The sequence below is a fragment of the Mesobacillus sp. LC4 genome, from assembly GCF_053543455.1.
Window position 1 is genome coordinate 18,114 of the sequence record NZ_JBGCUB010000002.1, and the last position, 26,392, is coordinate 44,505.

The window sequence follows — 26,392 nt, forward strand, 5'->3', positions numbered from 1 at the left end:
GAAAGGGTTGGCTTATGAATACAGATCAATTTAAAGCTTTGCTCGCTGAAAAGGGAATACAGCTTTCTCAGAAGCAAATGGAGCAATATGAAAAGTATTACCAAATGCTCGTCGAGTGGAATGAAAAAATGAATCTAACTGCGATCACAGAAAAGCCAGATGTGTACTTGAAGCATTTCTATGATTCCATTTCTGCAGCATTTTATTTTGACTTTAACAAGCCGCTCAATTTGTGTGACGTTGGTGCCGGGGCCGGCTTTCCGAGTATCCCGATTAAAATTGCATTCCCTGAAATCAAGGTGACGATTGTCGATTCCTTGAATAAGCGAATCACGTTCCTCGAGCAGCTTTCGAAAGAATTGGGATTGGAAGGTACGACATTCATTCACGACCGTGCCGAGACATTCGGACAGAATCCTTCCCATCGTGAAAAATATGAAGTTGTTATGGCAAGGGCTGTAGCCAGAATGTCCGTGTTAAGTGAACTTTGCCTTCCGCTAGTGAAAACAGGCGGGACTTTCATCGCCATGAAAGGCAACCAGGCAGGAGAGGAACTGCAGGTTGGTGAAAAAGCAATCATTGTTCTTGGCGGGAAGCTTGAATCCGCCCATTCCTTCACCTTGCCTGTGGAAGAGAGTGAACGAAATATTTTAATCATTAACAAACTAAAAACAACACCTAAGAAGTACCCAAGAAAACCGGGAACCCCGAATAAAACGCCGATTGAATAGGTGGATACATCAGTCGCAGCAGACTGGCCAAAGGCTTGAAGTGTGCGATTGATGGAGCCGCCTATGCTTGCTAATGCTTTTTGGTCTATTTGGAAAAATGAATTTAGTTTATAATAGAGTCTATAGGCAGGAACTTGTCATTTTTATAGAGAATATGTAATAGGGAGTTCATAAAGGTGGTGTAGGGTGATGAAGCCTTCTTTTTCGCGCTTTTTTGGCCTTGGGGAAAAGGAAAAAGAACGGAACCAAATGGAAGAACCGAACCAAATGGAAGAACAGACGGTTGAGGATATTGACAACATAGAAAACGAAGAAATAAAGAAAATTCCGATTGACCATATTATTCCAAATAGATACCAGCCAAGAACTGTTTTTGATGATGAAAAAATTGAAGAATTGGCCCGTACCATTCACATACATGGAGTAATCCAGCCAATCGTCGTCCGGGAATACGATCAGGACCGATTTGAAATAATTGCAGGTGAACGCCGCTGGCGAGCAATGAAAAAGCTTGAGTGGGAAGAGGTTCCTGCAATCGTTAAAAACCTATCCGATTCTGAAACAGCATCAGTTGCTTTGATTGAGAACCTTCAGCGAGAGGAACTGTCACCGATTGAAGAAGCGATGGCTTATGGTAAATTGCTGGAAATCCATAACCTGACCCAGGAAGCACTGGCGCAAAGATTAGGAAAAGGTCAATCAACGGTTGCGAATAAGCTGCGACTGCTAAAGCTTCCACAGGAAGTACAGGATGCACTCTTGAATAAATTGATCACAGAGCGCCATGCCCGTTCGTTAATCCCGTTAAAGAACCCTGAGCTGCAGGTACAAGTGTTGGCAGAGATCATTGAGAGATCGCTTAATGTCAAACAAACGGAAGAACGTGTCGTCAAGCTTCTGAGCCAAAATGAAGAGAAACCAAAGCCAAAGCGGAAGGCATTCAGCAAGGACATGAGGATTGCCGTCAATACCATCCGTCAGTCACTGACAATGGTTTCTGACAGCGGCATCAATCTTGATTCCGAAGAAGAAGAGTTTGAAGAGTTCTATCAATTCACGATTCGCATACCAAAAAAGAAATAATAGATTGCTAGCGGGGGACAGGCTGTCTCCCGTTTTTTTGTCGGCATTTGACTCAATCAGCAGCCTGGAAACAGGGCTTTTTGTGTACTGCACGTCGCATATTACTGGATTATTTCTTTTTAATAAAAATTCTATCAACTATCTTTTTTCATGATAAAATAGAATACGTGATTGCTTTTTTCGGGGATTTTCAACCTGAATTGCTGGGAAAAGCCTAATTTATAATGCATTTTTTTGCTTAAAGCTAAACATATACTATTCATTGGGTTTTGAAAGAAGGTGACAATGTGGGGAAAATCATTGCGATTGCGAATCAAAAAGGCGGAGTCGGCAAAACGACGACATCGGTGAATCTTGGTGCTTGCCTTGCATACATAGGAAAAAAAGTGCTCCTTGTCGATACGGATCCCCAGGGAAATGCGACGAGTGGTGTGGGGATTGAGAAAGCGGATGTTGAGCAGTGCATCTATGATGTTCTTGTTGACGATGTTGAAGCTAAAAATGTAATCCATCCAACAGCAGTAGAGAATTTATATACAATTCCTGCGACCATCCAGCTTGCAGGAGCGGAGATTGAGCTCGTGCCCACGATTTCTAGGGAGGTTCGCTTGAAGCGGGCTCTCGAGGAAGTAAAGGATCGTTTTGATTATATTATTATCGACTGTCCGCCGTCTCTTGGTTTATTGACTTTAAATGCTTTGACGGCTTCAGATGCAGTCATCATCCCTGTCCAGTGTGAGTATTATGCATTGGAAGGATTAAGTCAGCTCCTGAATACTGTCCGACTCGTACAGAAGCATTTGAACCAGGATTTGAAGATTGAAGGTGTCCTGCTGACGATGCTGGATGCACGTACGAATCTTGGTCTTCAAGTCATCGAGGAAGTGAAGAAGTACTTCCAGGACAAGGTATACAAGACAGTCATTCCCCGGAATGTCCGGTTGAGTGAAGCTCCAAGCCACGGAGAGCCAATCATCATTTATGATCCAAAGTCCCGCGGGGCAGAGGTTTATTTAGATCTTGCAAAGGAAGTGGTTGCAAATGGCTAAAGGCTTAGGTAAAGGATTGAATGCTTTATTTAAAGAAGAGGCCGGTAAGGACGAAAAGGTCCAGGAAATAAGCATCAAAGAAATACGGCCGAATCCTTATCAGCCACGAAAAGTTTTTCAACCGGAAGCAATCGAGGAATTGAAGCAATCGATCCAGGAACATGGAATCCTTCAGCCGATTATTGTCAGGAAGACGATCAAAGGCTATGAAATAGTCGTTGGGGAAAGAAGGTTCCGTGCCGCGAAGGAAGCAAAGCTGGAAACAGTCCCGGCAGTCGTCCGTGAACTTAATGAACAGCAGATGATGGAGCTTGCTGTGCTGGAAAACCTTCAGAGGGAAGATTTAAATCCAATCGAAGAGGGAATCGCCTATCAAACTCTGATTGAAAAGCTGAAGCTCACACAAGAAGAATTAGCAAAGAGACTGGGCAAAAGCCGTCCGCATCTGGCAAACCATATCCGCTTGCTGTCGCTGCCGCCTAAGATTCAGCAACTGATTTCGGATGGCAAAATATCAATGGGCCATGGACGCGCGCTTCTAGGATTAAGGAAGAAAGACAAACTCCCGGTCCTCGTGGATAAAATCCTTAAAGATGGAATGAATGTCCGCCAGCTGGAGCAGTTGATTCAGCAAATGAACGAAGTTGTTCCACGTGAAACAAAAAAAGAAAAAACGACAAAAGATGTTTTCATCCGCGAACGGGAAACGACGCTTCGTGAGCGTTTCGGTACAACTGTTAACATCAAACAATCGAAAAATAAAGGGAAGATTGAAATAGAATTTTTCTCTAAAGATGATCTGGAACGGATTCTGGAACTACTAGATCAGCAAAACTCTTAAGCTATCAATTTGATGGCTTCTTTTTTTACATGAGTGTACATACAAAATTTAAAGATAGGTGAACGCTATGTTTTTACTTGGCACCATTGTCAATGGGCTTTTGATTATCGTTGGGACCTTGCTTGGCAGGCTTCTGACGAGAATTCCTGAAAATATGAAGACTACAGTCATGCATGGTATCGGTCTTGCGGTGATGGTATTGGGCCTGCAAATGGGCTTTAAGAGTGCTAATTTCCTGATTGTTATCTTGAGTCTTGTGATGGGGGCAGTACTTGGGGAAGCCTGGAAACTGGAGGATAAGCTGAATTCAGTTGGAGACTGGCTCGAGAGAAAACTTGGATCAAAAGGAGAAGGAAGTATTTCACAGGGTTTCGTGACGGCGACATTGATTTTTGTCATTGGCGCGATGGCCATTATTGGTGCTCTCGATAGCGGCATCCGCGGCGACCACGATGTGCTTTATACAAAGGCAATCATTGACGGTTTCACGGCTTTAATTCTAACTACGACACTCGGTATTGGGGTTCTTTTTTCAGCGATTCCGGTAATGCTCTATCAGGGAACAATTGCATTGTTTGCGACGCAAATTGATAAATTTATTCCGCAAGCCTTGATGGACAGCTTCATTCTTGAATTGACTGCAACCGGCGGGGTGATGATTTTCGCCATTGGCTTAAACCTGATCGGACTGACGAAAATCAGGGTTGCGAACCTTCTTCCCGGCATACTGGTGACTGCCGTACTTGTCACAATCTCACACTATACTGTCGGACTGTAAGAAGATGATTCTGCAATGAAAGATTTCCTATCCAGTCTATTATTTATCTTAAGTATCCTGATTTTTGCCATCACTGCTTACTTGCTTTTCTGGACGGTCATGATGCCGGGGTGGTTCATCTTACCATTTGTAATTTCATTGATCATGGGTATTGTCACCTTCTGGAGCTCCAAAAGGTTGGGCAGACCTTTAGAGAAAAAACACGCTGAGAGATAGTCTCCCGGCGTGTTTAAAATTTTTATCGTTATTCGGCAACTGTAGGCTGCTCAGCCTCTAGATCCCAATTCAGTTTTGGCCAATCCTGTTTTTTCGATAGCTGCTGGCTGCTCTCGAAAATACCGTTCGCAATCGTTTTTGCCATTTTTAAGACGAGGTTCAATCTTGTGTTTTGTAAAACAAAGAATTCCATGAACCCACTAACATTGACGATGCCTGTAATGTGCATATTGCCGACTTCGGGAAGTTCCTTATTCACTCCGGCACCTGGTTTGACTGGACCATTTCCTACCTGGATGGATCCGACACTTTTTAACCTTCCCAGGCAGGCGTCTATGCCAATGATAAAAGGATTGAAGTGCTTTTCTTTGATTTCAGCCAGTTTCGCATCCATATTGACTGCATGTATTGGATCATCAAGAGTCCCGTATACATGGTAAGGTGCAATTTCTTTTTCCTCGAGAAGTGTTCCGATTAGCGGACCCAATGAATCACCGGTAGAGCGGTCAGTTCCAATACAGACAAAAACAATTGGGCGTGTGCTGAAATTAGGCAAATGGTCCAGGATTTCAGAAGCCAGCTTTTCTGCAGCCAGTTCATCTTCGTGGTTGATTTTTGCCACATTGTTTCTCCGCTCGAAAAAATGGTTTTTGAGATTCATTGGATCAACTCCTTAAAAATTCGTACTATCAGTATACGGACTTTTTTTGTAATCTATACATACCTATAAACAGAAAGATTTAAACAGGGTCTTTTGGAGCAGTGTTTATTTTGTGGAGGAGAAAGGTCATGTTTTTAGAAAAAAGATTTTAAGGGTATAGACACTGGTGAAAAACATAAGAGTTATATTAAAATAATAAAATCATTAGTTAATTTTTATAGCTGGTTAACATTTAATTTGAGCAAACAGTCTTCTTTAACTACATTATAAAACTTGTTAAAATGATTGTGCTTGTATGAAAACTTCTACTTTGTTACATAACGTATGATATTGATAGCATGAAATTGACAGGCGGGTGAAAAAATGACCAATGCAGAAGAAAGTATTACTAGATCACAAGCATTTTTAAATAAAATCAGTCAAAAATTGATGGATGAAGACCTCTGGTTCTCGTTTGGGGAAGGTGTCCTGAAAATCCTGGCGATCCTGATCATTTCGGCTTTGCTGATCCGAATTGGCAAGGTAGCGATCCATAATTTCTTCAAGATGAAGACAAGGGGGCCAATCAGGGTTTCCGAGCGGCGGGAAATGACGCTGATGAAGCTGCTTGAGAATGTACTGACATATGTTGTCTACTTTATTGCGATCATGTCCATTCTTGCGGCAATGACAATCGATGTTAAAGCAATGCTTGCTGGTGCAGGGATTGTCGGCTTGGCCGTCGGTTTCGGAGCGCAAAGTCTCGTAAAAGACATCATCACCGGTTTCTTCATTATTTTTGAAGATCAATTCTCTGTAGGTGATTATGTAAGAATTGGACAATTTGAAGGAACGGTAGAGGAAATCGGGCTGCGGACGACGAAGATTAAAAGCTTTACAGGTGAAATCAATATCCTTCCTAATGGCAGCATCGTAGAAGTCACCAACTTCTCGGTTTATAACAGCGTTTCGGTTCTTGATATAGGAATCGCTTATGAAGGCGATATTGAATACGCTGAAAAAGTACTGCAGCAATATCTTGAAACAACAACTGAGAAGTATCCCGAACTGGTGAAGACGCCCGAACTATTAGGCGTACAGCAATTTGGCGCTTCAGAGGTTGTGCTGCGTATCGTCGCAGAAACAGTGCCAATGAAACATTGGTATATTGGAAGACAGCTTCGCAAGGACATCAAGCTTCTCCTGGATGAGCACGGAATTGAAATTCCGTTCCCAAGAATGGTCATGTACTCCCGTCAGGAAGGCGGAGAGCAAAAAGAATTCGGTAAATAAACAAGGAGGTTTTACAATTGGAGCATGAATTTCAACTTAATGATGTTGTTGAAATGAAAAAACCACATCCTTGCGGCACCAACAAGTGGAAAATCATCCGCCTTGGCATGGATTTCCGAATCAAATGTGAAGGCTGCGAGCACAGTGTCTTGATTCCCAGAAAAGAGTTCACACGAAAAGTAAAGAAGGTTTTATCGAAGCAGGGTGAGTAATCCTGCTTCTTTTTTTTGCCTATTTGTATTATTCTTAAAGGTAAAATTAACGAAACTAGAATAGCGCAAGCGCCTTGGTCAGCCCCGACAAGCGTTGGAGGGCTGCCCAGTGAAGTCGTTCTTTGACTTCATTGGGCGGACCGAAACGTCTCGAGGGGCTAGGCGCTGGAGCTGGACAGTTGTCGAAGTTGAAGTGTTATAAATTCTGTTATTGATAGAGAGAACGTGGGGAGATGAGGAATTGGCGACAGTACATCATTCAGCATGTCCATTGAATTGCTGGGACAGCTGCGGGTTCCTTGTTACCGTGGACGACGGAAAGGTAACCAAAGTCGAAGGCAATCCCGACCATCCGATTACACAAGGGAAAATTTGCGGTCGCGGCAGGATGCTTGAGAACAGGGCAAATTCAGAAGACAGATTGCTTTATCCTCTGAAAAAAATCGATGGTATCTTCCAGCAGATTTCCTGGAATCAGGCGCTAGATGAAATTGCTGAAAAACTGACTTATTATAAAGAGAGTTTTGGCACCACTTCCGTATTGCATAGCCACGATTATGCCAACGGTGGTTTGCTCACCAATCTCGATAGCCGCTTTTTCAATCTCTATGGCGGTGTGACTGAATTGACTGGATCCATTTGCTGGGGAGCAGGGATTGAAGCACAGAACTGGGATTTCGGTGATGCATACAGCCATGCACCAGAGGATTTGAAAAATAGCAAACATGTCGTTATTTGGGGCAGGAATGTCGCCCGGACGAATATGCATCTTTTTCAAAACCTCCAGGCTGCGAAAAAGAAGGGCACAAAAATCTATGTAATTGACCCGATTTATAATGCAACTGCCAAGCTGGCGCATGAGTATATCTCCATCAAGCCTGGTTTCGATGGGCTTTTGGCAGCGGGCATCATGAAAGAGTTGCTGAGGATGGAGTTGCAGGATAGCGAGTTCTTGTCTGACCATAGCATAGGGTTCGAGGACTTGAAAGCTTTGCTGGATACTGTTTCATTAGACTATATCAGTGAACTGACAGAAGTTCCGGCCGACATCATTACCCATCTTGCCGAGATTTATGCTGACAAGCCAGTATCGACCATCATGGGACTGGGTATGCAGCGGTATGAAAATGGCGGGAATACGATCAGGCTGCTGGATGCACTGGTTGCCGTCAGCGGGAATATCGGCATTCCTGGCGGTGGCGCAAACTATGCGAACAAGCAGGTGGGGCAAAGCTTTGACTACCAGAATCTGACCATGCCTGAACGGAAAAATACCTCGCGTACGTTTACGATGATGAGGCAGGCAGAAGAGATTCTCTCAGCAGTTGATCCTGTAATCAAGATGGGGATTGTCACATGCGGAAATCCACTGACTCAAGTTCCGGATACGAACAGAGTGCGAGAGGCTTTTGAATCACTTGAAACACTGGTAGTGATTGACCAATTCATGACAGATACGGCTGAACTGGCTGATTATGTTTTGCCAGCTGCCACTGCTTTCGAAGTCGAGGATGTGTATTATTCTTCGATGTACCATCATTATGTGAACCACGGACCGAAGCTGGTCGAACCACCGGGAGAAGCTAAACCGGACGCATGGATTTGGGGAGAACTGGCGAATCGGCTAGGATTTGGTGCTGAATTTGAATTTGCAAGAGAAGATTTCATCGGGATGGGCCTGGCATCCTTGACAGAAAAGGGCATTACCTTGGACAAAATCCGTGCTGAAAAGTTCGCGGAGCTCCCGGTGGATAAAATCCCATGGGCAGACAGGAGATTCAAAACACCAAGCGGCAAGTATGAATTCACAGCTTCTGCAGTCGCTGATGGTCGGGTTAAATTGTCGCTGCCAACAGAGACGAAATGGACGAATCCAGAGCTGGCGGAAAAATATCCTTATACCTTGCTGACGATTCATCCGCTGCGTTCCAACCACTCACAGCATTTCCACCTGTTCCAGCCGGCACCTTATGTGAAAGTCGAGATCGCTAGCAGCGTGGCTGTTGAAAAAGGATTGGAAGATAAGGACTCTGTCCGTGTCTGGAATGACAGAGGTGAGTTGAAAGGGACCGTTTCAATTTTAAAAATGGCCCATCCGGGGACCGTGAATATTGATGAAGGCTTGAGTGCCCGATTCGGCGGATCCGTCAACCAACTCACATCCAGCCGGGAGTCAGACAACGGCCTCGGCAGCACACTATATGATTGCCTCGTCAATATTGAAAAGGTAGAAAAAGAATAATGAATTTGCCGCACTTTTATGGAGAGTGCGGTTTTTTATTTACCGTTCAAGTCGAAAGATGCCCTTATACAAGGCAATCCATCTCTATAAGGGTACCGTTCAAGTCAAAAGATACCCTTATGCAAGGCAATCCACTTCTATAAGGGTACCGTTCAAGTCGAAAGATGCCCTTATGCAAGGCAATTCCTCTCTATAAGGGTACCGTTCATAAAGAAAGTCAAAGAATATTTTCACTGTCCGCCCTCCAACGCTTGTCGGAGCTGATCAAGGCGCTTGCGCTTTTCTTACAAGCTTGTCTTTTCCTTTCGTAATCTCTATAATTGTGAGAGGAAAAAAATCGTTTAGGTGATTCTTGCTTGAATAGATACATTTTTAAATAGAGGAGTGACATGGATGGCCTTAACAGCAGGTATTGTTGGACTTCCTAACGTTGGGAAATCAACATTGTTTAATGCGATCACACAGGCTGGTGCTGAATCAGCCAACTACCCGTTCTGTACGATTGACCCGAATGTCGGAATCGTTGAGGTTCCTGACCATCGTTTAACTAAATTGACTGAGCTTGTACAGCCGAAAAAGACTGTACCAACTGCATTTGAATTCACTGATATTGCCGGAATCGTTAAAGGTGCTAGCAAAGGCGAAGGGCTAGGGAACAAGTTTCTTTCCCATATTCGCCAGGTAGATGCGATCTGCCAGGTTGTCCGCTGCTTTGCAGATGACAATATCACGCACGTTGCCGGTAAAGTTGATCCTATTTCTGATATTGAGGTTATTAACCTCGAATTGATCCTTGCTGACCTCGAGTCTGTTGAAAAAAGAATCAGCCGCGTCGAGAAGTTGGCAAAGCAAAAAGATAAGGAAGCTTCGATTGAGTTTCCAATTCTGGCTCGCCTCCGTGATGCGTTTGAAGCAGAGCAACCAGCACGTGCGGTTGAATTCACTGACGAAGAAATGAAAATCGTTAAACACCTTCATTTGCTTACAATCAAGCCTATGCTTTATGTTGCGAATGTAGGTGAAGAAGATGTTGCAGATCCAAGTGGCAATGAATATGTCCAGAAAGTCCGCGAATTTGCACAAAAAGATAATGCGGAAGTCATCGTCATCAGCGCTAAGATCGAAGAAGAAATCGCTGAACTTGAAGGTGAAGAAAAGCAAATGTTCCTAGAAGAGCTAGGCATTGAAGAATCAGGTTTGGACCAGTTGATCCGTGCAGCTTACAGCCTGCTAGGTCTGGCAACCTACTTCACAGCTGGCGTCCAGGAAGTCCGAGCATGGACATTCCGCCACGGAATGAAGGCACCTCAGTGTGCTGGAGTCATCCACTCTGATTTCGAGCGTGGATTCATCCGTGCAGAAACAGTCCACTACGATGATCTTCTTGCAGCAGGCTCCATGGCAGCAGCCAAGGAAGCAGGAAAAGTCCGCCTTGAAGGAAAAGAATACGAAGTAAAAGATGGAGACATCATCCACTTCCGTTTCAATGTATAAGCCATTTTCGGCTAGGTTTAAATAGTCTTGATACCTGAGTTGATTGGAGTGGAAGGCGCGAAGACTCCTCCGAAAATGCTAACGCATTTCCATCGTTCGTGAGGTTATTCATGGAAGCAACTCAATGTCCTGCGGGATTAGCTGGACAGGTGAGACCCCGCAGACGCCAGCGGCGGCGAGGAGGCTTCCCGCCAGCCCCGCGGAAAGCGAAGCGTCTGGAACGGAAATCAACGGACTTTTATAAATAGTAAATGAGGATGTCCTTTTGGGCATTCTCTTATTTTATATTCAAATAAAATAGCATGGACAAAAATACGAACATATGTTAGTATTTTCTTATAGAAATCTATCACACAAAAAAAGAGGGTAATTAGATTCTCTATACATATCATTGCCTTTGGATATGTTCTGTGATATAATTTCATCTTGTGAGTAATTAAACAATTACTCCTTGCCCTGTAATGGGGCCGTTTAGACCAAAAGGAGGTGACAGTGATGAGAAAGTACGAAGTTATGTACATCATCCGCCCAAACATTGAAGAGGAAGCTAAAAAGGCTCTTACTGAGCGTTTCAGCTCAATCCTTACAGAAAACGGTGCGGAAGTTTCAGAAGCTAAGGAATGGGGCAAACGCCGCCTTGCTTATGAAATCAATGATTTCCGTGATGGCTACTACCAGCTTGTTAAGGTAAACGCTACTCCGGAAGCAGTTGAGGAATTCTCTCGTCTTGCTAAGATCAACGAAGATATCCTTCGCCACATCGTAATTAAAGAAGAAGAATAATTAATGATATAAATATATACTTTCAGCGGTTGATGTTTCATATGGAACATTCATGCTGAGGGGAAGGAGTTGATTCTGATGATGAATCGTGTCATTCTTGTTGGCCGTTTGACCAAGGATCCTGAATTACGTTTCACACCGAATGGAGTTGCGGTGGCTACTTTCACACTTGCGGTAAATCGTTCATTTACCAACCAGCAGGGGGAAAGAGAAGCTGACTTCATCAACTGTGTGGTATGGCGCCGTCCAGCCGAAAACGTTGCTAACTTCTTGAAGAAGGGAAGCCTTGCAGGTGTTGATGGACGCGTTCAAACTCGCAGCTATGAAGGACAAGATGGTAAGCGTGTTTACGTTACAGAAGTTCTTGCTGAGAGTGTTCAGTTCCTTGAGCCAAAAGGACAGTCTTCAGACAGAGGGGATAGCGGTTATTCCCGTCAAAATGATCAAGGATCCCCATTCGGGAATCAGAATCAACGACAAAACCAAGGTTATACAAAAGTAGATGAGGATCCATTTGCAGGTGGCGGCCAGATCGACATTTCAGATGATGATCTTCCATTCTAATATAACTAGGACTTGAAATAGAATACACAAGGAGGGAAATGACCATGGCAATGGGTGGACGCAGAGGCGGACGTGCAAAACGCCGTAAGGTTTGCTACTTCACAGCAAACGGAATCACTAAGATCGATTATAAAGATGTTGATCTTCTAAAAAAATTCATCTCTGAGCGCGGTAAAATTTTACCACGTCGTGTAACTGGAACTAGCGCTAAATATCAGCGTAAATTGACAGTTGCGATCAAACGTTCTCGTCAAATGGCATTACTGCCATACGTTTCAGGCGAATAATGATCGGATTTTAAAAGGCAGCGGGGCATTCCCGCTGCCTTTTATATTAGCCAAATATCACTTCGTTTGCTTGTCATACGTTTAGAAGCTAAAATAGTTCTTATCGGTTATTTTAAAAATGGCTGCTCCATGGTTCAGGAAACTGTTATAGATCTAGCTTGAACCTTATAGTGACCAAGGCGGTGGATTATGAAGAATACATACAAGCTGACGGAAGGTGCCATCCTGTTAGCGATTTTTGCGGTTTTATTATTGATCACTTTTTATATACCTGGCCTGGGGTTAATTGTTAACCTGTTCCTTTCTTTGCCGTTCTTATTTTTCGGGGCTAAGTATGATGGGAAAAGCACGGCTGTTTTTACACTGGCAGCTGTCTTATTATCCATGATTCTAGGTTCGCTCCTGGCAATCCCGCTTGCATTGACATATGGGACAACGGGGGCTGTGATGGGGTACATGGTCAGGGAAGGGAAAAGTAAATTTGCAGCATACATAGCTGGTGCCCTCGTTTTCCTTTTGAATTTGGTGGTACAATATGCGTTGTCGGTCATCTTGTTCAAAATAAATATTATCGATGAATTGATGGATGCATTTCGTGCCTCTACTGACCAGGCGATTAAATTGCTGGAACAAATGGGACAGGCACCCGATGAGATGCTTATCAAACAATTTGAAACCATGATCGATATGATGGAAGTCCTCATGCCGAGCATGTTCGTCATGGCGTCATTCCTGATTGTGTTCCTGCTTCAGCTTGTCTCGTTCCCATTCTTGAAGCGGTTCGGGATCAAGGTGCCAACCTGGCCTCCGTTCAGGGAATTGAATCTGCCGAAGAGCATTCTTTGGTACTATCTTATTACGATGATTGCAGCATTGATCATACAGCCAGAAAAGGGCACATACTTGTTCTGGGTAATTTCTAATCTAACATTCATCCTGCAAATGCTGATGGTCCTTCAGGGACTCTCGTTAGTGTTTTATGTAACTGATATTAAAAACTATCCTAAAGCTGTCCCAATCATCGTCCTTGTCCTGACTTTCCTCCTGCCATTTGTTCTTTATATTGTGAGGATATTAGGTATAATTGATTTAGGGTTTGACTTAAGAAAACGTCTTGGGGAGAAGAAGTAATCAGAAACTAACGCTTTAGGAGCTGAGCACATGCCTTCTTATTTAGAGAGGCGGCAAATACGCTATCCATTGTATGGATTGATGGCCGTAACACTAGTGCTGATTGGATTCCTGGCTTACTATAACTGGATTATAGGAGCAGCAGGGTTCATTCTCACTGGCCTGTTGATATATATGATTTTTCAAGTTAATCATAAAATAAGGCAAGAGACGGAAGAGTATATTTCCACGCTGTCTTATCGGGTGAAAAAAGTCGGCGAAGAAGCTTTGATGGAAATGCCAATTGGGATTATGCTGGTTAATGATGACTATTATATTGAGTGGACGAATCCTTTCATTGCTGCATGTTTCAATGAAGATTCGCTGGTAGGCAAATCACTGTATGATGTGGCCGATGCCGTCATTCCACTGATTAAGCAAGAAGTGGAAACAGAAATCATCACTCTTCATGCCCGTAAATTCAGGGTCATCCATAAGCCTGAAGAGCGGCTGCTTTACTTTTTCGACGTGACCGAACAGGCAGAAATTGAAAAAATGTATCATGATGAGCGCACTGTTATTTCAATCATTTACCTTGATAACTATGAGGAACTCACTCAGGGAATGGATGATCAGACAAAAAGCAGCTTGAATAGTCTTGTGACGTCCATCTTAAATAAGTGGGCAACCAATAACGGGGTATTCCTCAAAAGAGTTTCATCTGAGCGGTTCATCGCTGTTTTTAGTGAACATATTCTCCAGCTGCTGGAAAAAGGGAAATTCTCGATTCTTGATGAAGTAAGGGAAACGACATCGAAGCAAAATGTACCATTGACCTTGAGTATTGGGGTTGGTACGGGGTATTCTTCGCTTCCTGAACTTGGTTCACAGGCGCAATCCAGCCTGGATCTGGCTTTGGGACGGGGTGGTGACCAGGTCGCAATCAAACAGCCTAATGGCAAAGTTAAGTTTTATGGCGGCAAGACCAATCCTGTAGAAAAGCGAACAAGGGTAAGGGCGCGAGTCATTTCCCATGCCTTGAAGGAATTGGTGGTCGAGAGTGACAAGGTCTTAATCATGGGACACAAGAACCCAGATATGGACGCCATCGGCTCGGCGATCGGGATTCTTAAAGTAGCACAGATGAATAAGCGTGAAGGATTTATCGTTTATAATAAAAATGAAATCGATACAGGTGTACAGCGCCTGATGGATGAGATTAAGGAAAATGATTCCCTCTACTCTAGGTTCATAACACCGGAACAGGCATATGAAATTGCATCAGATGATACATTGCTTGTCGTTGTCGATACGCATAAGCCATCGCTGGTCATTGATGAGCGATTATTGAATCGGATTGAGAACGTCATCGTGATCGATCATCACCGCCGGGGAGAGGAATTCATCAAAAATCCATTGCTTGTCTATATGGAGCCTTATGCTTCATCGACAGCTGAGCTTGTGACAGAGCTTCTGGAATACCAGCCGAAACACGGTAAAATCCAGATGCTTGAGGCTACGGCTTTATTGGCGGGAATCATCGTCGATACGAAGAGCTTCACCTTACGGACCGGAGCGCGGACTTTCGATGCTGCTTCATACCTGCGCAGCCATGGTGCGGATACCATTTTGGTCCAAAAGTTTTTAAAAGAGGATATTAATACGTATATCAGAAGAGCTAAAATTATTGAGAATGTTTATTTTTATCGAGATGGGATTGTCATTTCAAAAGGGGCAGACGATGTTTACTGTGACCATGTGCTGATTGCACAGGCTGCAGACACTCTGTTAACGATGGATGGAGTCTCAGCATCCTTTGTCATCGCAAAACGATCCGAAGATACAGTTGGCATAAGTGCAAGGTCACTTGGCGACATCAATGTCCAGGTGATCATGGAAAATCTAGATGGTGGCGGGCATTTAACGAATGCTGCGACACAGATGTATGATATATCTACTGATGAGGCAGAAACACTTTTACAAAATGCTATAGATGATTATTTAGAAGGGGGACAAAAAGAATGAAAGTAATCTTTTTGAAGGACGTTAAAGGAAAAGGAAAAAAAGGCGAAATCAAAAATGTGGCAGATGGCTACGCACACAATTTCTTGATCAAACAGGGTCTTGCGGTTGAAGCAAATCAAGCTGCTATGAGTTCCCTGAGTGCCCAACAAAAGAAAGAAGAGAAAATGGCCCAGCAGGAAATTGAAGATGCGAAAGCATTAAAGGAAAAGCTGGAAAAGGTTACAGTTGAACTATCTGCGAAATCTGGTGAGGATGGACGTCTATTCGGCTCAATCACTAGCAAGCAGATTGCTGATGAACTGCAAAAAGCCAACGGCATCAAGCTTGATAAGCGTAAAATTGAGCTTTCGGATGCCATTCGCACACTTGGATACACAAAGGTTCCAGTCAAGCTTCATAAAGATGTACAGGCAACTTTGAATGTCCATGTAAAAGAAGGTAAATAATTTACAGTTCCATATAGCTGTAAACATGATAAAATAATATAGTTACAGAAATAGGTGATCGGTTCTGCTGATCACTTTTTTCAATTAGAAGAGAGAATCAATTCTGTAAGGGGGCAGGCAGATGAGTGAATTATTCGCGGATCGACTTCCGCCGCAAAACATGGAAGCGGAACAAGCCGTACTTGGCGCAATATTTTTAGAGCCATCAGCTTTAACTCTTGCTTCAGAAATATTATTACCCGACGACTTTTATCGTGTAGCGCACCAGAAAATCTTTAACGTCATGCTGGATTTAAATGATAAAGGCAAAGCCATTGACCTTGTGACAGTCACTGAGGAATTGGCATCATCCAAGCTGATTGAAGATGTTGGAGGCGTCAGTTATTTAAGTGAATTGGCTGCATCCGTGCCGACGGCTGCTAATATAGAGTATTATGCTAGAATCGTAGAAGAAAAATCATTGTTAAGAAGGCTGATCCGGACAGCATCAGGCATCGCTGAAGATGGCTATTTGCGTGAGGATGAAGTCGAGGCATTACTTGCCGAAGCAGAAAAGAACATTATGGAGGTTGCCCAGCGTAAAGGCGGAGGAGCCTTCCATAATATCAAGGATGTCCTTGTCAGGACCTATGATAATATCGAGGAAATGCATAACCGCAAAGGGGATATCACCGGTCTTGAGACAGGCTTTACCGAGCTTGATCGAATGACTGCAGGCTTTCAACGTAATGATTTGATTATCGTTGGTGCCCGTCCTTCGGTTGGTAAAACAGCATTTGCCTTGAATATCGCCCAGAATGTTGCGAAAAAGACAGGAGAAAATGTTGCGATCTTCAGTTTGGAGATGGGCGCAGAGCAGCTGGTCATGCGTGTTCTTTGTGCTGAAGGAAATATCGATGCACAGAGGCTTCGTACAGGTTCCCTGAATGATGAGGACTGGGGCAAACTGACGATGGCAATGGGAAGCTTGTCTAACGCAGGAATCTTCATAGATGATACCCCTGGCGTTAAAATTACCGATATCAGGTCAAAGTGCCGACGCTTAAAGCAGGAGCAGGGACTTGGCATGATCATGATCGATTACTTGCAGCTGATCCTTGGAAGCGGCCGTGCCGGCGAAAACCGTCAGCAGGAAGTATCCGAGATATCCCGTTCCCTCAAGCAATTGGCGCGTGAATTGCAGGTGCCTGTTATCGCACTGTCCCAGCTTTCCCGTGGAGTGGAACAGCGACAGGACAAGCGTCCGATGATGTCTGATATCCGTGAATCCGGTTCAATTGAGCAGGATGCCGATATCGTAGCCTTCCTTTATCGTGATGACTATTATGACAAAGAATCCGAAGACAAGAACATCATCGAAATCATTATTGCTAAGCAGCGTAACGGCCCGGTAGGCACCGTCAAGCTGGCCTTTGTAAAAGAATACAATAAATTCGTTAATATCGAGAATAGATATGACGAATCGTACGCTCCACCAGGGGCATAATGAGAATTGACCGTATAGGTTGATTCTCTTTTTTTTAGTCTCATTTCGTAAACTAATTTGCTTTCACATCCTTAGTAAAAGCCGGCTTACATACAATATAACTCTTTACTCTCTGGTATTTTTACGAACGAAACAAATGTTATATAAAATTAATGTTCGTGTTTTGTTGACTTTCACCTGAGAATGCTGGTAAACTTTATATGTTTGAAACGGAAAAAAATTACCGTATACCTTTGGAGGTGCTTTTTATATGTCATCCGTAGTAGTAGTAGGGACACAATGGGGAGACGAAGGAAAAGGGAAGATTACAGACTTCCTATCAGAAAATGCCGAAGTGATTGCCCGTTACCAGGGAGGTAACAACGCCGGACATACAATTAAGTTCAATGGTGAAACATATAAATTGCATTTAATTCCATCAGGAATTTTCTATAATGATAAAATCAGCGTCATCGGCAACGGAATGGTTGTGGATCCAAAAGCGTTAGTGAAGGAACTTGCTTATCTTCACGACAAAGATGTCAAGACAGACAATCTGCGCATCAGCAACCGCGCGCATGTCATCCTTCCTTATCACTTAAAGCTTGATGAGGTGGAAGAAGCGAGCAAAGGCGCCAATAAAATTGGAACGACCAAGAAGGGAATCGGCCCTGCCTACATGGATAAGGCTGCACGTACCGGAATTCGGATTGCCGACCTGTTGGATCGTGAAGTATTTGAAGAAAAGCTTTCTCGTAACTTGGAAGAAAAGAATCGCCTGCTTGAACGAATTTACGAAACAGAAGGATTCAAGCTTGAGGACATTCTGGATGAGTATTATGAGTATGGTCAGCAAATCAAGGATTATGTTGTTGACACATCTGTTGTGCTAAACGATGCATTGGATGATGGCCGTCGTGTATTATTTGAAGGTGCACAGGGCGTTATGCTCGACATAGACCAGGGAACATATCCTTTCGTCACATCATCCAATCCAGTAGCAGGTGGTGTCACGATTGGTTCAGGAGTTGGACCGACCAAAATCACTCATATTGTTGGAGTTTCAAAAGCTTATACCACTCGTGTGGGTGATGGACCATTCCCTACAGAGCTAGATAACGAAATCGGCCACCAAATCCGTGAAGTAGGCCGCGAGTATGGTACGACAACTGGACGCCCTCGCCGCGTCGGCTGGTTCGACAGTGTCGTCGTCCGACATGCCCGCCGTGTCAGCGGAATCACTGACCTATCTTTAAACTCAATCGATGTATTGACTGGAATCGAAACACTTAAAATTTGTGTCGCCTATCGTTACAAAGGCGAGTTGATTGAAGAATTCCCAGCAAGTCTCAAGACACTTGCTGAATGTGAGCCAGTTTACGAGGAGCTGCCAGGATGGACAGAAGACATCACAGGCGTAAAATCACTCGATGAACTGCCTGAGAACGCAAGACACTATCTCGAGCGTATCTCACAGCTGACAGGCATCCCATTGTCAATCTTCTCTGTCGGCCCGGACCGCACCCAAACAAATGTAGTCCGCAGCCCTTGGAGATCATAATTAATCTCAACTTTGCCCCTGATCTCTTTGGATCAGGGGCTTGTTTTGTTATGGTAGGTTACTGCTGCTTTACAGTTGGCAAAATGCCAATTTAATTCGTGGAAATAGCCTGTATTTCAATAGTAAATTTAAAAGGGAAAAGAAAAATGAAAAAAGTTTTAAAAAAATATATACAAATGACAAAATGCTATGGTAATATAAACAACGTTGTCACTAATTCGACAAAAAATGATAAGCTTTGATACGAGCCATTAGCTCAGTCGGTAGAGCATCTGACTTTTAATCAGAGGGTCGAAGGTTCGAGTCCTTCATGGCTCACCAAGTTTTTTTCCGCGATAGCGAAAAGGTTTAACTTTAATATGGCCCCTTGGTCAAGCGGTTAAGACACCGCCCTTTCACGGCGGTAACACGGGTTCGAATCCCGTAGGGGTCACCATTATACATATTTTATTGATTAGTAGTACCATGGCTTAGTAGCTCAGTTGGTAGAGCAGGTTGCTCACATCATCGACTTTGCTTCAGCGGCAACCTGCGAGAAAGACCGAAAGGTTATTCGAGCAAAGGACCTAAACCAATCGAAGTTTAGGGAACAACTTATTATCTTGGCTCAGTAGCTCAGTCGGTAGAGCAGGTTGCTCACATCATCGACTTTGCTTCAGCGGCAACCTGCGAGAAAGACCGAGAGGTCATTCGAGCAAAGGACTCAAACCAAATAATGATTAGGGTACAATTTTTATCTTGGCTCAGTAGCTCAGTCGGTAGAGCAAAGGACTGAAAATCCTTGTGTCGGCGGTTCGATTCCGTCCTGAGCCATTAAAAAAGGGAGCGTGTCATATGACATGCTCCTTTTTTTTGTAACATTTATGTAATATAACGATAAACTTCCTATTATTAACATGTTTGTGTTGCTATTAACAACAATGTTCAAAAATAATCCTGCAAAAGTAGGAGAATGCTCTGTTATTACTAGGTTTTCGGCTCGTTTTTAATATGCAGAATAGGAAAATATTCCGATAACAAATTCCATATAACTTACAAAAAACGTAATTAAATGTCAGCTATTATACAATTTTGTTACATAATGAAGACTAGTCTTCCCATTGATACATTATATGGTAAAGTATAAAGGTACAATTATCAGATAATAGTTATTTAGAACTAGACTAATAGTGTTTGACCGTTGTAGGAGGATCAGGATGAATAATTTAAAACATAGGCTGTCCAATCTTGCCGGCAAAACATCTAGAGAGATGAAGCCAGCAATTAAAAAGTCGATCATGGCTGCAGTGACTGTAGCTGCGTTGTCTTTTGGTGCAGGAAGTGCTGCACTAGCGGCGGATTCTGAATTAACAACTTTGTATCATGTATATGTAAATGATAAGTTTATAGGAACTGTAGCAGATAAAGCACAAGTAGAACAGCTGGTAGAAGATAAGCTGACATCTGTGAAGAAGGAATATGCGGATCTAGATGTCGAACTTGGGTTAGACGTATCTTTTATTCCTGAGCAAGTGTTCAGCTCAGCTGCAAATGCAAATACAAGTGAAGTAATAGAAGTTCTTAAAGACGAGATGGCTGTCCAGGCCGAAGCGACAGCTCTTATGATTGCTGATCAGCCAGTAGCATATGTAAAAGATGCTGAAGCCGCAAAAGAAGTACTTAGGACATTAATGCTCGAACACGTTACAGAAGAAGAATTAGCTGAAGTGGAGAGTAGAAAAGAATCTCCTAATCTACCAGTACCCGAAGTGAAAGAAAATGAAACTCGTATATTAGACGTTTATTTAACTAACGAAGTTTCACATTCTGAAGAAAAAGTTGATCCCGAAAAGGTACTTTCTGTAGCAGAAGCTGTCCAGTTCCTTAAAAAGGGTACTTTAGAGGAACAGAAGTACCAGGTTAAAGAAGGGGATGTATTGGGGAGCATCGCAAATGACCACGATCTAACGCTTGCTCAATTGCTTTCTTTAAATGCAGGATTTGATGAGAATACAGTTCTGAAGCCAGGCCAGGAGCTAAATGTGACTGTCTTGAAGCCATTCGTTGAAGTCGTGGTTAATCGCCAGGTTTATGAACAAAAAGAAGTGCCTTTCGAAAGAGAAGTCAAAGAAGATTCTTCCATGTTCAAGGGAGATACGAAGACGCAGCAAGAAGGCAAAGTTGGCATGAATGGTATCACCTATTCTGTGTCAGAACAAAATGGCAGGGTAACCAAGAAGGAAGTTATTAATGAAACAGTTCTTGAAGAGCCTGTGAAAGAAATCATCATCAAAGGCACCAAGGTTGTTCCTTCGCGCGGAGATGGAACCTTTGTATGGCCGACAAATGGCGGGTATGTATCCAGCCGCCAGGGTTATCGCTGGAGCAGGATGCATAAAGGAATCGATATCGCTAGACCAAGCAACTATACAATCAAGGCTGCTGATAATGGAAAAGTCGTTTATGCTGGCAACAAGGGCGATGGATATGGAAACAAAATCATCATCGACCATCAAAACGGCTACCGTACAATGTATGCGCACCTTGCATCCATCTCAGTAAGTGTAGGCCAGTCAGTTTCCAGTGGTTCTAAAATTGGCATTATGGGAAGAACAGGTAATTCAACTGGAATCCATCTGCATTTTGAAGTATATCAAAATGGTAGAATTATCGATCCAATGTCTAAATTAAAATAAAACCTAAATGAAAGTCTCTAGCCAAACTAGAGACTTTTTTTGTTAGAGCTTGAAATCTCCTTGGTTTTCAGCTCCCAAATCATTATAATCCTGACAGTTTATTGTTATGGGCAGGATTGGTACAATTGGGAAGAGAAGAATAGAAGTTATATAACAGAAAAATTCAGTTTTTCTCTGATTTACAGTAAAATAGATAAGATAGCATTTTTACAAAGATAAGAATTATTCATATACGATTGATAATTTGGCTTAAAAGGAGAATTGGTATGGAGAAGAAAATACTCGTAGTAGACGATGAAAAACCAATTGCAGATATTTTACAGTTCAATCTTAAAAAAGAGGGCTACGATGTTTATTGTGCATATGATGGGAACCAGGCAGTTGAGATGGTGGAGGAAGTTCAGCCAGATTTGATCCTGCTGGATATCATGCTGCCGATGCGTGATGGCATGGAGGTTTGTCGTGAGGTACGCAAAAAATACGAGATGCCGATAATCATGCTTACTGCCAAGGACTCTGAAATCGATAAAGTTCTAGGACTTGAGCTTGGAGCGGATGACTATGTAACGAAGCCGTTCAGCACAAGGGAATTGATTGCAAGGGTAAAAGCGAATCTTCGCCGACATCAGCAGAGTGCGATCAAGGAGGATGAGCAAGAGGAATCGAACGAGATCACCGTTGGTTCCTTGACGATCCACCCGGATGCTTATGTTGTTTCTAAAAGAGGAGAAACGATTGAATTGACGCATCGTGAATTCGAGCTTCTCCATTATCTTGCTAAGCATATTGGACAAGTCATGACAAGGGAGCACTTGCTGCAAACGGTTTGGGGCTATGACTATTATGGAGATGTCAGAACAGTAGACGTTACGGTAAGACGTCTGCGTGAAAAAATTGAGGATAATCCAAGCCACCCGACATGGATTGTGACAAGACGAGGAGTAGGATACTATTTGAGAAACTCTGAGCAGGAGTAAGGACAGGGATGAAAAAGGTAGGTTTCTTTCGATCCATTCATCTTAAATTTGTGATTATCTATGTCCTTCTTATTCTGGTTGCCATGCAAATCATCGGAGTTTACTTTGTCCGGAAACTTGAAACGACTCTGATGACGAATTACCAGGAATCTATAAAATCCCGTGTGGACCTGCTGGTTTATGATATACAAGAAGAACTGGTCAAGGAGCGGGGAAAGGAAGATCCGACGAAAGAGGAAGCAATCAGGGAGATTTTGAGAGATTATAAAGCCAATGATATTTCTGAAATCCGGGTAATTGACGGAAGTAGCTTTAAAGTACTAGGTACATCAAGTTCCACTAATCAGGGAATGGTGGGGCAAAGGACACCTGATGTCAAAATCAAGCGTTCGATCATCTTTGAAGAAGATGAAGACGGAATCCAGCTGAAAGGCAAGGATAGGGTTTGGGTACTGTCCACACCTATCATGCATAACAGTGAAGCAATAGGCGCTGTCTATCTTGTAGCCCAGATTGATGATATCTTTGAGCAGATGAATGATATCAATAAAATTCTGGCTACCGGAACAGCCATTGCCCTGATTTTCACAGCTATTTTAGGAATCTTGCTGGCACAGACGATCACGAGGCCGATATCGGATATGCGTAAACAAGCCCTGGCCATGACGCGCGGCAATTTTTCCAGGAAGGTAAAAGTGTATGGCTACGATGAAATTGGCCAACTTGCGATCACTTTCAACAACTTGACGAAGAAGCTGCAGGAAGCCCAGGCAACAACTGAAGGGGAGAAAAGGAAGCTTTCCTCTGTCATTTCCTATATGACTGACGGTGTCATTTCGACTGACCGGAAGGGACGCATTATCCTGATCAATGACCCTGCGACACAGATGCTTGGTGTTCCACGTGAAACAGTGCTGTCACAACCCTTGGTTTCCGTGCTTGGTCTGGATGAAAACTATACGTTTGAAGATTTACTGCAGGAGAAAGATTCGATCGTCCTTGATTACAGTACGAAAAGCAAGCCATTTATCCTTCGGGCAAACTTTTCTGTGATTCAGAAGGAAAGTGGCTTTGTGAATGGATTGATTGCTGTCCTGTACGATATCACAGAACAAGAGAAAATTGATATGGAGAGACGCGAATTCGTTGCGAATGTTTCCCATGAACTGCGTACGCCACTGACAACGATGCGCAGCTATCTCGAAGCGTTAGCGGAAGGAGCTTGGAGGGATGAGGAAATCGCTCCAAACTTCCTAGAGACGACCAGAGGTGAAACAGAGCGGATGATCCGGCTTGTTAACGATTTGCTCCAGCTTTCAAAACTGGATAGCGTCGATTATCGCCTTTCAAAAGAATGGGTCAACTTTCCGATCTTTTTTAACAGGATCATTGACCGATTTGAAATGACGAAGGAACAAAATGTTTCCTTCAAAAGGGAAATCACGGAGGATGCGATTTTCGTAGAAATAGATGAAGATAAAATTACGCAAGTACTTGATAATATCATTTCTAATGCCATGAAGTATTCACCTGAAGGCGGAAAGATTACGTTCGAAGTGAAAGAGCTGGATGACCAGATTGTCGCTAGCATCTCTGACGAAGGGGTCGGCATCCCGAAAGATAATCTTGATAAAATTTTCGATCGCTTTTACCGTGTCGATAAAGCCAGGACAAGGAAACTTGGCGGGACTGGACTTGGACTGGCCATTGCCAAGGAAATGGTCAATGCCCATGGCGGCAGAATATGGGCAGAAAGTGTGGAGGGAAAGGGAACTACTGTTCAATTTACGCTTCCATATGACCGAAGTGCAGAGGATGATTGGTCATGACATATGAAAATATAAAATCTGTTATTTTAACATTTCTCGTCGCGCTGAGTGGTTTTTTAACCTGGAATATTTGGACATACCAGCCGGAATATGAGTTGGTCAACAATCAAAGAACAGTTGAAGAAATCAACATTGCCACACAGAAGGAACTTAAGAAAATCGTTAAGCCACACCAGATTATTTATCATGTAGGCGGGAAACAGTTTGGCTCTGTAGACAATGGCCATATTGATGATCTTATTGGAGTCATTTCGAAATGGAAATACTTTGATGTGGAACAGTATCCCGGACGAATCAGTGATTTTAATGAAAGAATAGTCCAGGGTGAAAATACCGAAATCATTTTTCCGGATGAAGTACCGATTGAACTTTATAAAAGAGTATTGAATATTGACGAGAAGAATATCCCGAAGTTTGATTTTGACAGGATTATCATCAATTCCGAAACCCAGCAAAAGCAAGAGGGAATTGTCTATTTTTACTCGCAAAAAAACCAGGAAGCCTATGTTAGCAATGTCAGTCCTTCCTATATAAATAGTTTTACGAAAAAATACTATGATTCTTCAAGAAGGCTGACACCATATTTCCTTTATACCGTATCAGACATTAGGAAGATCTATCTGCCAACCGAAGAAGTGAAAATGGTGATGCATACTTATTACCAGAATCCATTGGATTCAGAACAGTTCAAAGATGCGCTATTCGCGGATCCGAGCTTTGTTCAGCGCAGCATGGTTGATGGGGTGGAGGAATACACCGATGATGCCAGCAAAATGATCGTGGATACGCAAACCAATATGATTAACTATGTGAATCCAGTTCGGACCGGTGATTCGGTTATCGGCACGAACAATGTTTTACAGAAAAGTATCGAGTTTGTGAATAGCCATGGCGGCTGGACGGAAACGTACCGATATGTGTATAAGGATGATTTTAACCAGAATGTCCTTTTCCGACTGTACAGTAAGGAAGGTTACCCTGTGTTTAACCAAATAGGGATGTCAGAGATTTATCAGCAGTGGAGACAATCGGAAATCAGCAGATATGTGCGCCCAGGATTCCACCTGGAGCTGCCTTTGAATCCAGATGTCGTCACAAAGACATTGCCGTCCGGATATGAAGCGCTGGAGCACCTGCAAAGCAAGAAGGATTTTAAGCTGGAGCTGCTTCAAAACCTTATGCCTGGCTATTACATGACTCAGGGACCAGAAAATTCATTGATTCTGCTGGAGCCTGGATGGTTCTATTTATATGATCAGCAGTGGAGGCAGCTGATATGGGAGGAGGAATTGAATAATGGATTGGAGTAGGATTAAGACAATCTTTATTCTTACGTTCCTCGTCCTCGATGTCTATCTTGTCTATCAGTTCAATAATACGAGGGATGCTGCCCAGTATGAAATCCCAAAGGAAGCGACCCTGGAGGAAAAGCTGAAGAATGATGATATCACTTATGTTGAACTCCCTGATATTAAAAAGAAAGAACAGTATCTAAGTGTGCGGACGAAAGTTTTCACGACCGAGGAGATGGCAAAGACCAAAGGGCAGACAGTCAGTCTCGGAGATGGGACTTCTATTGAAGCTAAACTGGACAAGCCGTTTAAATTAACGAGCAAGTTCCAGCCGGCCGAGCTGTCTGATTTTATAAAAGCGAACATTTTTGCTGGTGAAGAGTATAAATTCTGGAGCAAAAATGATGAAGATAAAACAATTACGTATTACCAGGAACACGACAATAAGACATTTTACTATAACAGCAATGCGAAACTGACGTTTTATTTCAATGAAAATAATGAAGTGACTTCGTATAAGCAAACATATGTGGAGATCATCGATGAGCTCTCGGAAGCAGAAGAGTTACTGCCGCCATTAAGGGCGGTGGAAACTCTATATAAAAAAGGTTTGATCAAGCCGAAGAGTAAAATTACCGATTTTAAATTAGGTTATTCCACTCTTGTTTCCCTGACTGCCTCACATGTTGTGACACCGACATGGAGGATTGAAGTCAATGGCAAGGAGAACCTTTTTGTACATGCATTCGAGGGTAGGGTCATCCCGTTGTCAGACGGAGAAATTAAAGTGACGGAGTGA

General features: G+C 43.0%; 24 protein-coding genes and 3 tRNA genes. 26 read left to right on the forward strand and 1 reads right to left on the reverse strand.

Translation table 11 applies throughout. The annotated features are described in order from the left end of the window. Nucleotides 1-14 precede the first annotated feature (14 nt). The 6 genes from rsmG to AB5I83_RS06805 all read left to right on the forward strand — a co-directional run bounded on the left by rsmG (nucleotide 15) and on the right by AB5I83_RS06805 (nucleotide 4,698). Complete coding sequence (gene rsmG, locus AB5I83_RS06780) at nucleotides 15-731, forward strand: 16S rRNA (guanine(527)-N(7))-methyltransferase RsmG (RefSeq protein ID WP_448973968.1); 717 nt, start codon at nucleotides 15-17, stop codon at nucleotides 729-731. Nucleotides 732-920: 189 nt separating this feature from the next. Next, nucleotides 921-1,814 carry a nucleoid occlusion protein gene (noc, locus tag AB5I83_RS06785; protein WP_448975238.1) on the forward strand — a complete coding sequence of 298 codons (894 nt, stop codon included), beginning with the start codon at nucleotides 921-923 and terminating at the stop codon, nucleotides 1,812-1,814. Between the two features lie 287 nt (nucleotides 1,815-2,101). Further along, complete coding sequence (locus AB5I83_RS06790) at nucleotides 2,102-2,863, forward strand: ParA family protein (RefSeq protein WP_102264747.1); 762 nt, start codon at nucleotides 2,102-2,104, stop codon at nucleotides 2,861-2,863. Further along, nucleotides 2,856-3,704, forward strand: coding sequence for a ParB/RepB/Spo0J family partition protein (locus tag AB5I83_RS06795; RefSeq protein WP_167830960.1), 849 nt, complete (start codon nucleotides 2,856-2,858; stop codon nucleotides 3,702-3,704). The genes AB5I83_RS06790 and AB5I83_RS06795 overlap by 8 nt, the downstream gene beginning before the upstream one ends. Before the next feature lie 67 nt (nucleotides 3,705-3,771). Further along, complete coding sequence (locus AB5I83_RS06800; RefSeq protein WP_167830961.1) at nucleotides 3,772-4,482, forward strand: DUF554 domain-containing protein; 711 nt, start codon at nucleotides 3,772-3,774, stop codon at nucleotides 4,480-4,482. A 15-nt stretch (nucleotides 4,483-4,497) separates the two neighbouring features. Further along, complete coding sequence (locus AB5I83_RS06805) at nucleotides 4,498-4,698, forward strand: hypothetical protein (protein WP_448973971.1); 201 nt, start codon at nucleotides 4,498-4,500, stop codon at nucleotides 4,696-4,698. Nucleotides 4,699-4,726: 28 nt separating this feature from the next. Here the strand turns inward: AB5I83_RS06805 and yyaC are convergent, their stop codons facing one another. Further along, complete coding sequence (yyaC, locus tag AB5I83_RS06810; protein ID WP_311073127.1) at nucleotides 4,727-5,359, reverse strand: spore protease YyaC; 633 nt, start codon at nucleotides 5,357-5,359, stop codon at nucleotides 4,727-4,729. A gap of 363 nt (nucleotides 5,360-5,722) precedes the next feature. On the opposite strand from yyaC, the gene AB5I83_RS06815 reads away from it, so the two are divergent. From AB5I83_RS06815 to AB5I83_RS06910, 20 genes are all read left to right on the forward strand, one after another. Then, nucleotides 5,723-6,631, forward strand: a complete 909-nt coding sequence (locus tag AB5I83_RS06815) for a mechanosensitive ion channel family protein (RefSeq protein ID WP_448973973.1) — start codon at nucleotides 5,723-5,725, stop codon at nucleotides 6,629-6,631. Between the two features lie 17 nt (nucleotides 6,632-6,648). Beyond that, nucleotides 6,649-6,843: a DUF951 domain-containing protein gene (locus AB5I83_RS06820; protein WP_167830963.1), complete on the forward strand. Its 195-nt coding sequence runs from the start codon at nucleotides 6,649-6,651 to the stop codon at nucleotides 6,841-6,843. Between the two features lie 241 nt (nucleotides 6,844-7,084). Further along, entirely contained in the window at nucleotides 7,085-9,085 is a 2,001-nt protein-coding gene (locus AB5I83_RS06825; RefSeq protein WP_448973975.1) for a molybdopterin-dependent oxidoreductase, read from the forward strand. 393 nt (nucleotides 9,086-9,478) lie between these two features. Next, nucleotides 9,479-10,579: a redox-regulated ATPase YchF gene (gene ychF, locus AB5I83_RS06830; protein ID WP_167830965.1), complete on the forward strand. Its 1,101-nt coding sequence runs from the start codon at nucleotides 9,479-9,481 to the stop codon at nucleotides 10,577-10,579. 495 nt (nucleotides 10,580-11,074) lie between these two features. Next, the gene (gene rpsF / locus AB5I83_RS06835) at nucleotides 11,075-11,362 is read left to right on the forward strand and encodes a 30S ribosomal protein S6 (protein ID WP_102264739.1); all 288 of its coding nucleotides are present in this window, start codon (nucleotides 11,075-11,077) and stop codon (nucleotides 11,360-11,362) included. A 78-nt stretch (nucleotides 11,363-11,440) separates the two neighbouring features. Then, nucleotides 11,441-11,926 (forward strand): single-stranded DNA-binding protein, encoded by a 486-nt coding sequence (gene ssb, locus AB5I83_RS06840; protein ID WP_079505977.1) that lies wholly within the window; start codon nucleotides 11,441-11,443, stop codon nucleotides 11,924-11,926. A gap of 50 nt (nucleotides 11,927-11,976) precedes the next feature. Beyond that, nucleotides 11,977-12,213 (forward strand): 30S ribosomal protein S18, encoded by a 237-nt coding sequence (rpsR, locus tag AB5I83_RS06845; RefSeq protein ID WP_079507585.1) that lies wholly within the window; start codon nucleotides 11,977-11,979, stop codon nucleotides 12,211-12,213. A gap of 189 nt (nucleotides 12,214-12,402) precedes the next feature. Next, nucleotides 12,403-13,344: a YybS family protein gene (locus AB5I83_RS06850; RefSeq protein ID WP_448973978.1), complete on the forward strand. Its 942-nt coding sequence runs from the start codon at nucleotides 12,403-12,405 to the stop codon at nucleotides 13,342-13,344. A 30-nt stretch (nucleotides 13,345-13,374) separates the two neighbouring features. Next, nucleotides 13,375-15,348, forward strand: a complete 1,974-nt coding sequence (locus tag AB5I83_RS06855) for a DHH family phosphoesterase (RefSeq protein ID WP_448973980.1) — start codon at nucleotides 13,375-13,377, stop codon at nucleotides 15,346-15,348. After that, nucleotides 15,345-15,794 (forward strand): 50S ribosomal protein L9, encoded by a 450-nt coding sequence (gene rplI, locus AB5I83_RS06860; protein ID WP_448973981.1) that lies wholly within the window; start codon nucleotides 15,345-15,347, stop codon nucleotides 15,792-15,794. The genes AB5I83_RS06855 and rplI overlap by 4 nt, the downstream gene beginning before the upstream one ends. A 121-nt stretch (nucleotides 15,795-15,915) precedes the next feature. Beyond that, on the forward strand, nucleotides 15,916-17,280 hold the full coding sequence (gene dnaB, locus AB5I83_RS06865) for a replicative DNA helicase (protein WP_167830970.1): 1,365 nt from the start codon (nucleotides 15,916-15,918) through the stop codon (nucleotides 17,278-17,280). A 250-nt stretch (nucleotides 17,281-17,530) separates the two neighbouring features. Further along, nucleotides 17,531-18,820 carry an adenylosuccinate synthase gene (locus AB5I83_RS06870; RefSeq protein ID WP_167830971.1) on the forward strand — a complete coding sequence of 430 codons (1,290 nt, stop codon included), beginning with the start codon at nucleotides 17,531-17,533 and terminating at the stop codon, nucleotides 18,818-18,820. Between the two features lie 245 nt (nucleotides 18,821-19,065). Further along, nucleotides 19,066-19,141: transfer RNA gene (locus AB5I83_RS06875), tRNA-Lys, on the forward strand. A 40-nt stretch (nucleotides 19,142-19,181) separates the two neighbouring features. Beyond that, nucleotides 19,182-19,256, forward strand: a tRNA-Glu gene (locus AB5I83_RS06880). A 304-nt stretch (nucleotides 19,257-19,560) separates the two neighbouring features. Further along, a tRNA-Phe gene (locus tag AB5I83_RS06885) sits at nucleotides 19,561-19,633 on the forward strand. Nucleotides 19,634-20,016: 383 nt separating this feature from the next. Beyond that, on the forward strand, nucleotides 20,017-21,495 hold the full coding sequence (locus AB5I83_RS06890) for a peptidoglycan DD-metalloendopeptidase family protein (protein ID WP_448973983.1): 1,479 nt from the start codon (nucleotides 20,017-20,019) through the stop codon (nucleotides 21,493-21,495). A gap of 266 nt (nucleotides 21,496-21,761) precedes the next feature. Continuing rightward, entirely contained in the window at nucleotides 21,762-22,472 is a 711-nt protein-coding gene (yycF, locus tag AB5I83_RS06895) for a response regulator YycF (protein WP_448973985.1), read from the forward strand. An 8-nt stretch (nucleotides 22,473-22,480) separates the two neighbouring features. After that, nucleotides 22,481-24,301: a cell wall metabolism sensor histidine kinase WalK gene (gene walK / locus AB5I83_RS06900; RefSeq protein WP_448973987.1), complete on the forward strand. Its 1,821-nt coding sequence runs from the start codon at nucleotides 22,481-22,483 to the stop codon at nucleotides 24,299-24,301. Further along, nucleotides 24,298-25,611: a YycH family regulatory protein gene (locus AB5I83_RS06905; RefSeq protein WP_448973989.1), complete on the forward strand. Its 1,314-nt coding sequence runs from the start codon at nucleotides 24,298-24,300 to the stop codon at nucleotides 25,609-25,611. Before walK ends, AB5I83_RS06905 begins: the two co-directional genes overlap by 4 nt. Continuing rightward, nucleotides 25,598-26,392, forward strand: coding sequence for a two-component system regulatory protein YycI (locus AB5I83_RS06910; RefSeq protein WP_448973991.1), 795 nt, complete (start codon nucleotides 25,598-25,600; stop codon nucleotides 26,390-26,392). The genes AB5I83_RS06905 and AB5I83_RS06910 overlap by 14 nt, the downstream gene beginning before the upstream one ends.

What these genes read in the sequence shown, in the direction of transcription:
- rsmG (WP_448973968.1), top strand. Translation starts at nt 15, where the DNA reads ATGAATACAGATCAATTTAAAGCTTTGCTCGCTGAAAAGGGAATACAG.
- noc (WP_448975238.1), top strand. Translation starts at nt 921, where the DNA reads ATGAAGCCTTCTTTTTCGCGCTTTTTTGGCCTTGGGGAAAAGGAAAAA.
- AB5I83_RS06795 (WP_167830960.1), top strand. Translation starts at nt 2,856, where the DNA reads ATGGCTAAAGGCTTAGGTAAAGGATTGAATGCTTTATTTAAAGAAGAG.
- AB5I83_RS06800 (WP_167830961.1), top strand. Translation starts at nt 3,772, where the DNA reads ATGTTTTTACTTGGCACCATTGTCAATGGGCTTTTGATTATCGTTGGG.
- AB5I83_RS06805 (WP_448973971.1), top strand. Translation starts at nt 4,498, where the DNA reads ATGAAAGATTTCCTATCCAGTCTATTATTTATCTTAAGTATCCTGATT.
- yyaC (WP_311073127.1), bottom strand. Translation starts at nt 5,359, where the DNA reads ATGAATCTCAAAAACCATTTTTTCGAGCGGAGAAACAATGTGGCAAAA.
- AB5I83_RS06815 (WP_448973973.1), top strand. Translation starts at nt 5,723, where the DNA reads ATGACCAATGCAGAAGAAAGTATTACTAGATCACAAGCATTTTTAAAT.
- ychF (WP_167830965.1), top strand. Translation starts at nt 9,479, where the DNA reads ATGGCCTTAACAGCAGGTATTGTTGGACTTCCTAACGTTGGGAAATCA.
- rpsF (WP_102264739.1), top strand. Translation starts at nt 11,075, where the DNA reads ATGAGAAAGTACGAAGTTATGTACATCATCCGCCCAAACATTGAAGAG.
- ssb (WP_079505977.1), top strand. Translation starts at nt 11,441, where the DNA reads ATGATGAATCGTGTCATTCTTGTTGGCCGTTTGACCAAGGATCCTGAA.
- rpsR (WP_079507585.1), top strand. Translation starts at nt 11,977, where the DNA reads ATGGGTGGACGCAGAGGCGGACGTGCAAAACGCCGTAAGGTTTGCTAC.
- AB5I83_RS06850 (WP_448973978.1), top strand. Translation starts at nt 12,403, where the DNA reads ATGAAGAATACATACAAGCTGACGGAAGGTGCCATCCTGTTAGCGATT.
- AB5I83_RS06855 (WP_448973980.1), top strand. Translation starts at nt 13,375, where the DNA reads ATGCCTTCTTATTTAGAGAGGCGGCAAATACGCTATCCATTGTATGGA.
- rplI (WP_448973981.1), top strand. Translation starts at nt 15,345, where the DNA reads ATGAAAGTAATCTTTTTGAAGGACGTTAAAGGAAAAGGAAAAAAAGGC.
- dnaB (WP_167830970.1), top strand. Translation starts at nt 15,916, where the DNA reads ATGAGTGAATTATTCGCGGATCGACTTCCGCCGCAAAACATGGAAGCG.
- AB5I83_RS06870 (WP_167830971.1), top strand. Translation starts at nt 17,531, where the DNA reads ATGTCATCCGTAGTAGTAGTAGGGACACAATGGGGAGACGAAGGAAAA.
- AB5I83_RS06890 (WP_448973983.1), top strand. Translation starts at nt 20,017, where the DNA reads ATGAATAATTTAAAACATAGGCTGTCCAATCTTGCCGGCAAAACATCT.
- yycF (WP_448973985.1), top strand. Translation starts at nt 21,762, where the DNA reads ATGGAGAAGAAAATACTCGTAGTAGACGATGAAAAACCAATTGCAGAT.
- walK (WP_448973987.1), top strand. Translation starts at nt 22,481, where the DNA reads ATGAAAAAGGTAGGTTTCTTTCGATCCATTCATCTTAAATTTGTGATT.
- AB5I83_RS06905 (WP_448973989.1), top strand. Translation starts at nt 24,298, where the DNA reads ATGACATATGAAAATATAAAATCTGTTATTTTAACATTTCTCGTCGCG.
- AB5I83_RS06910 (WP_448973991.1), top strand. Translation starts at nt 25,598, where the DNA reads ATGGATTGGAGTAGGATTAAGACAATCTTTATTCTTACGTTCCTCGTC.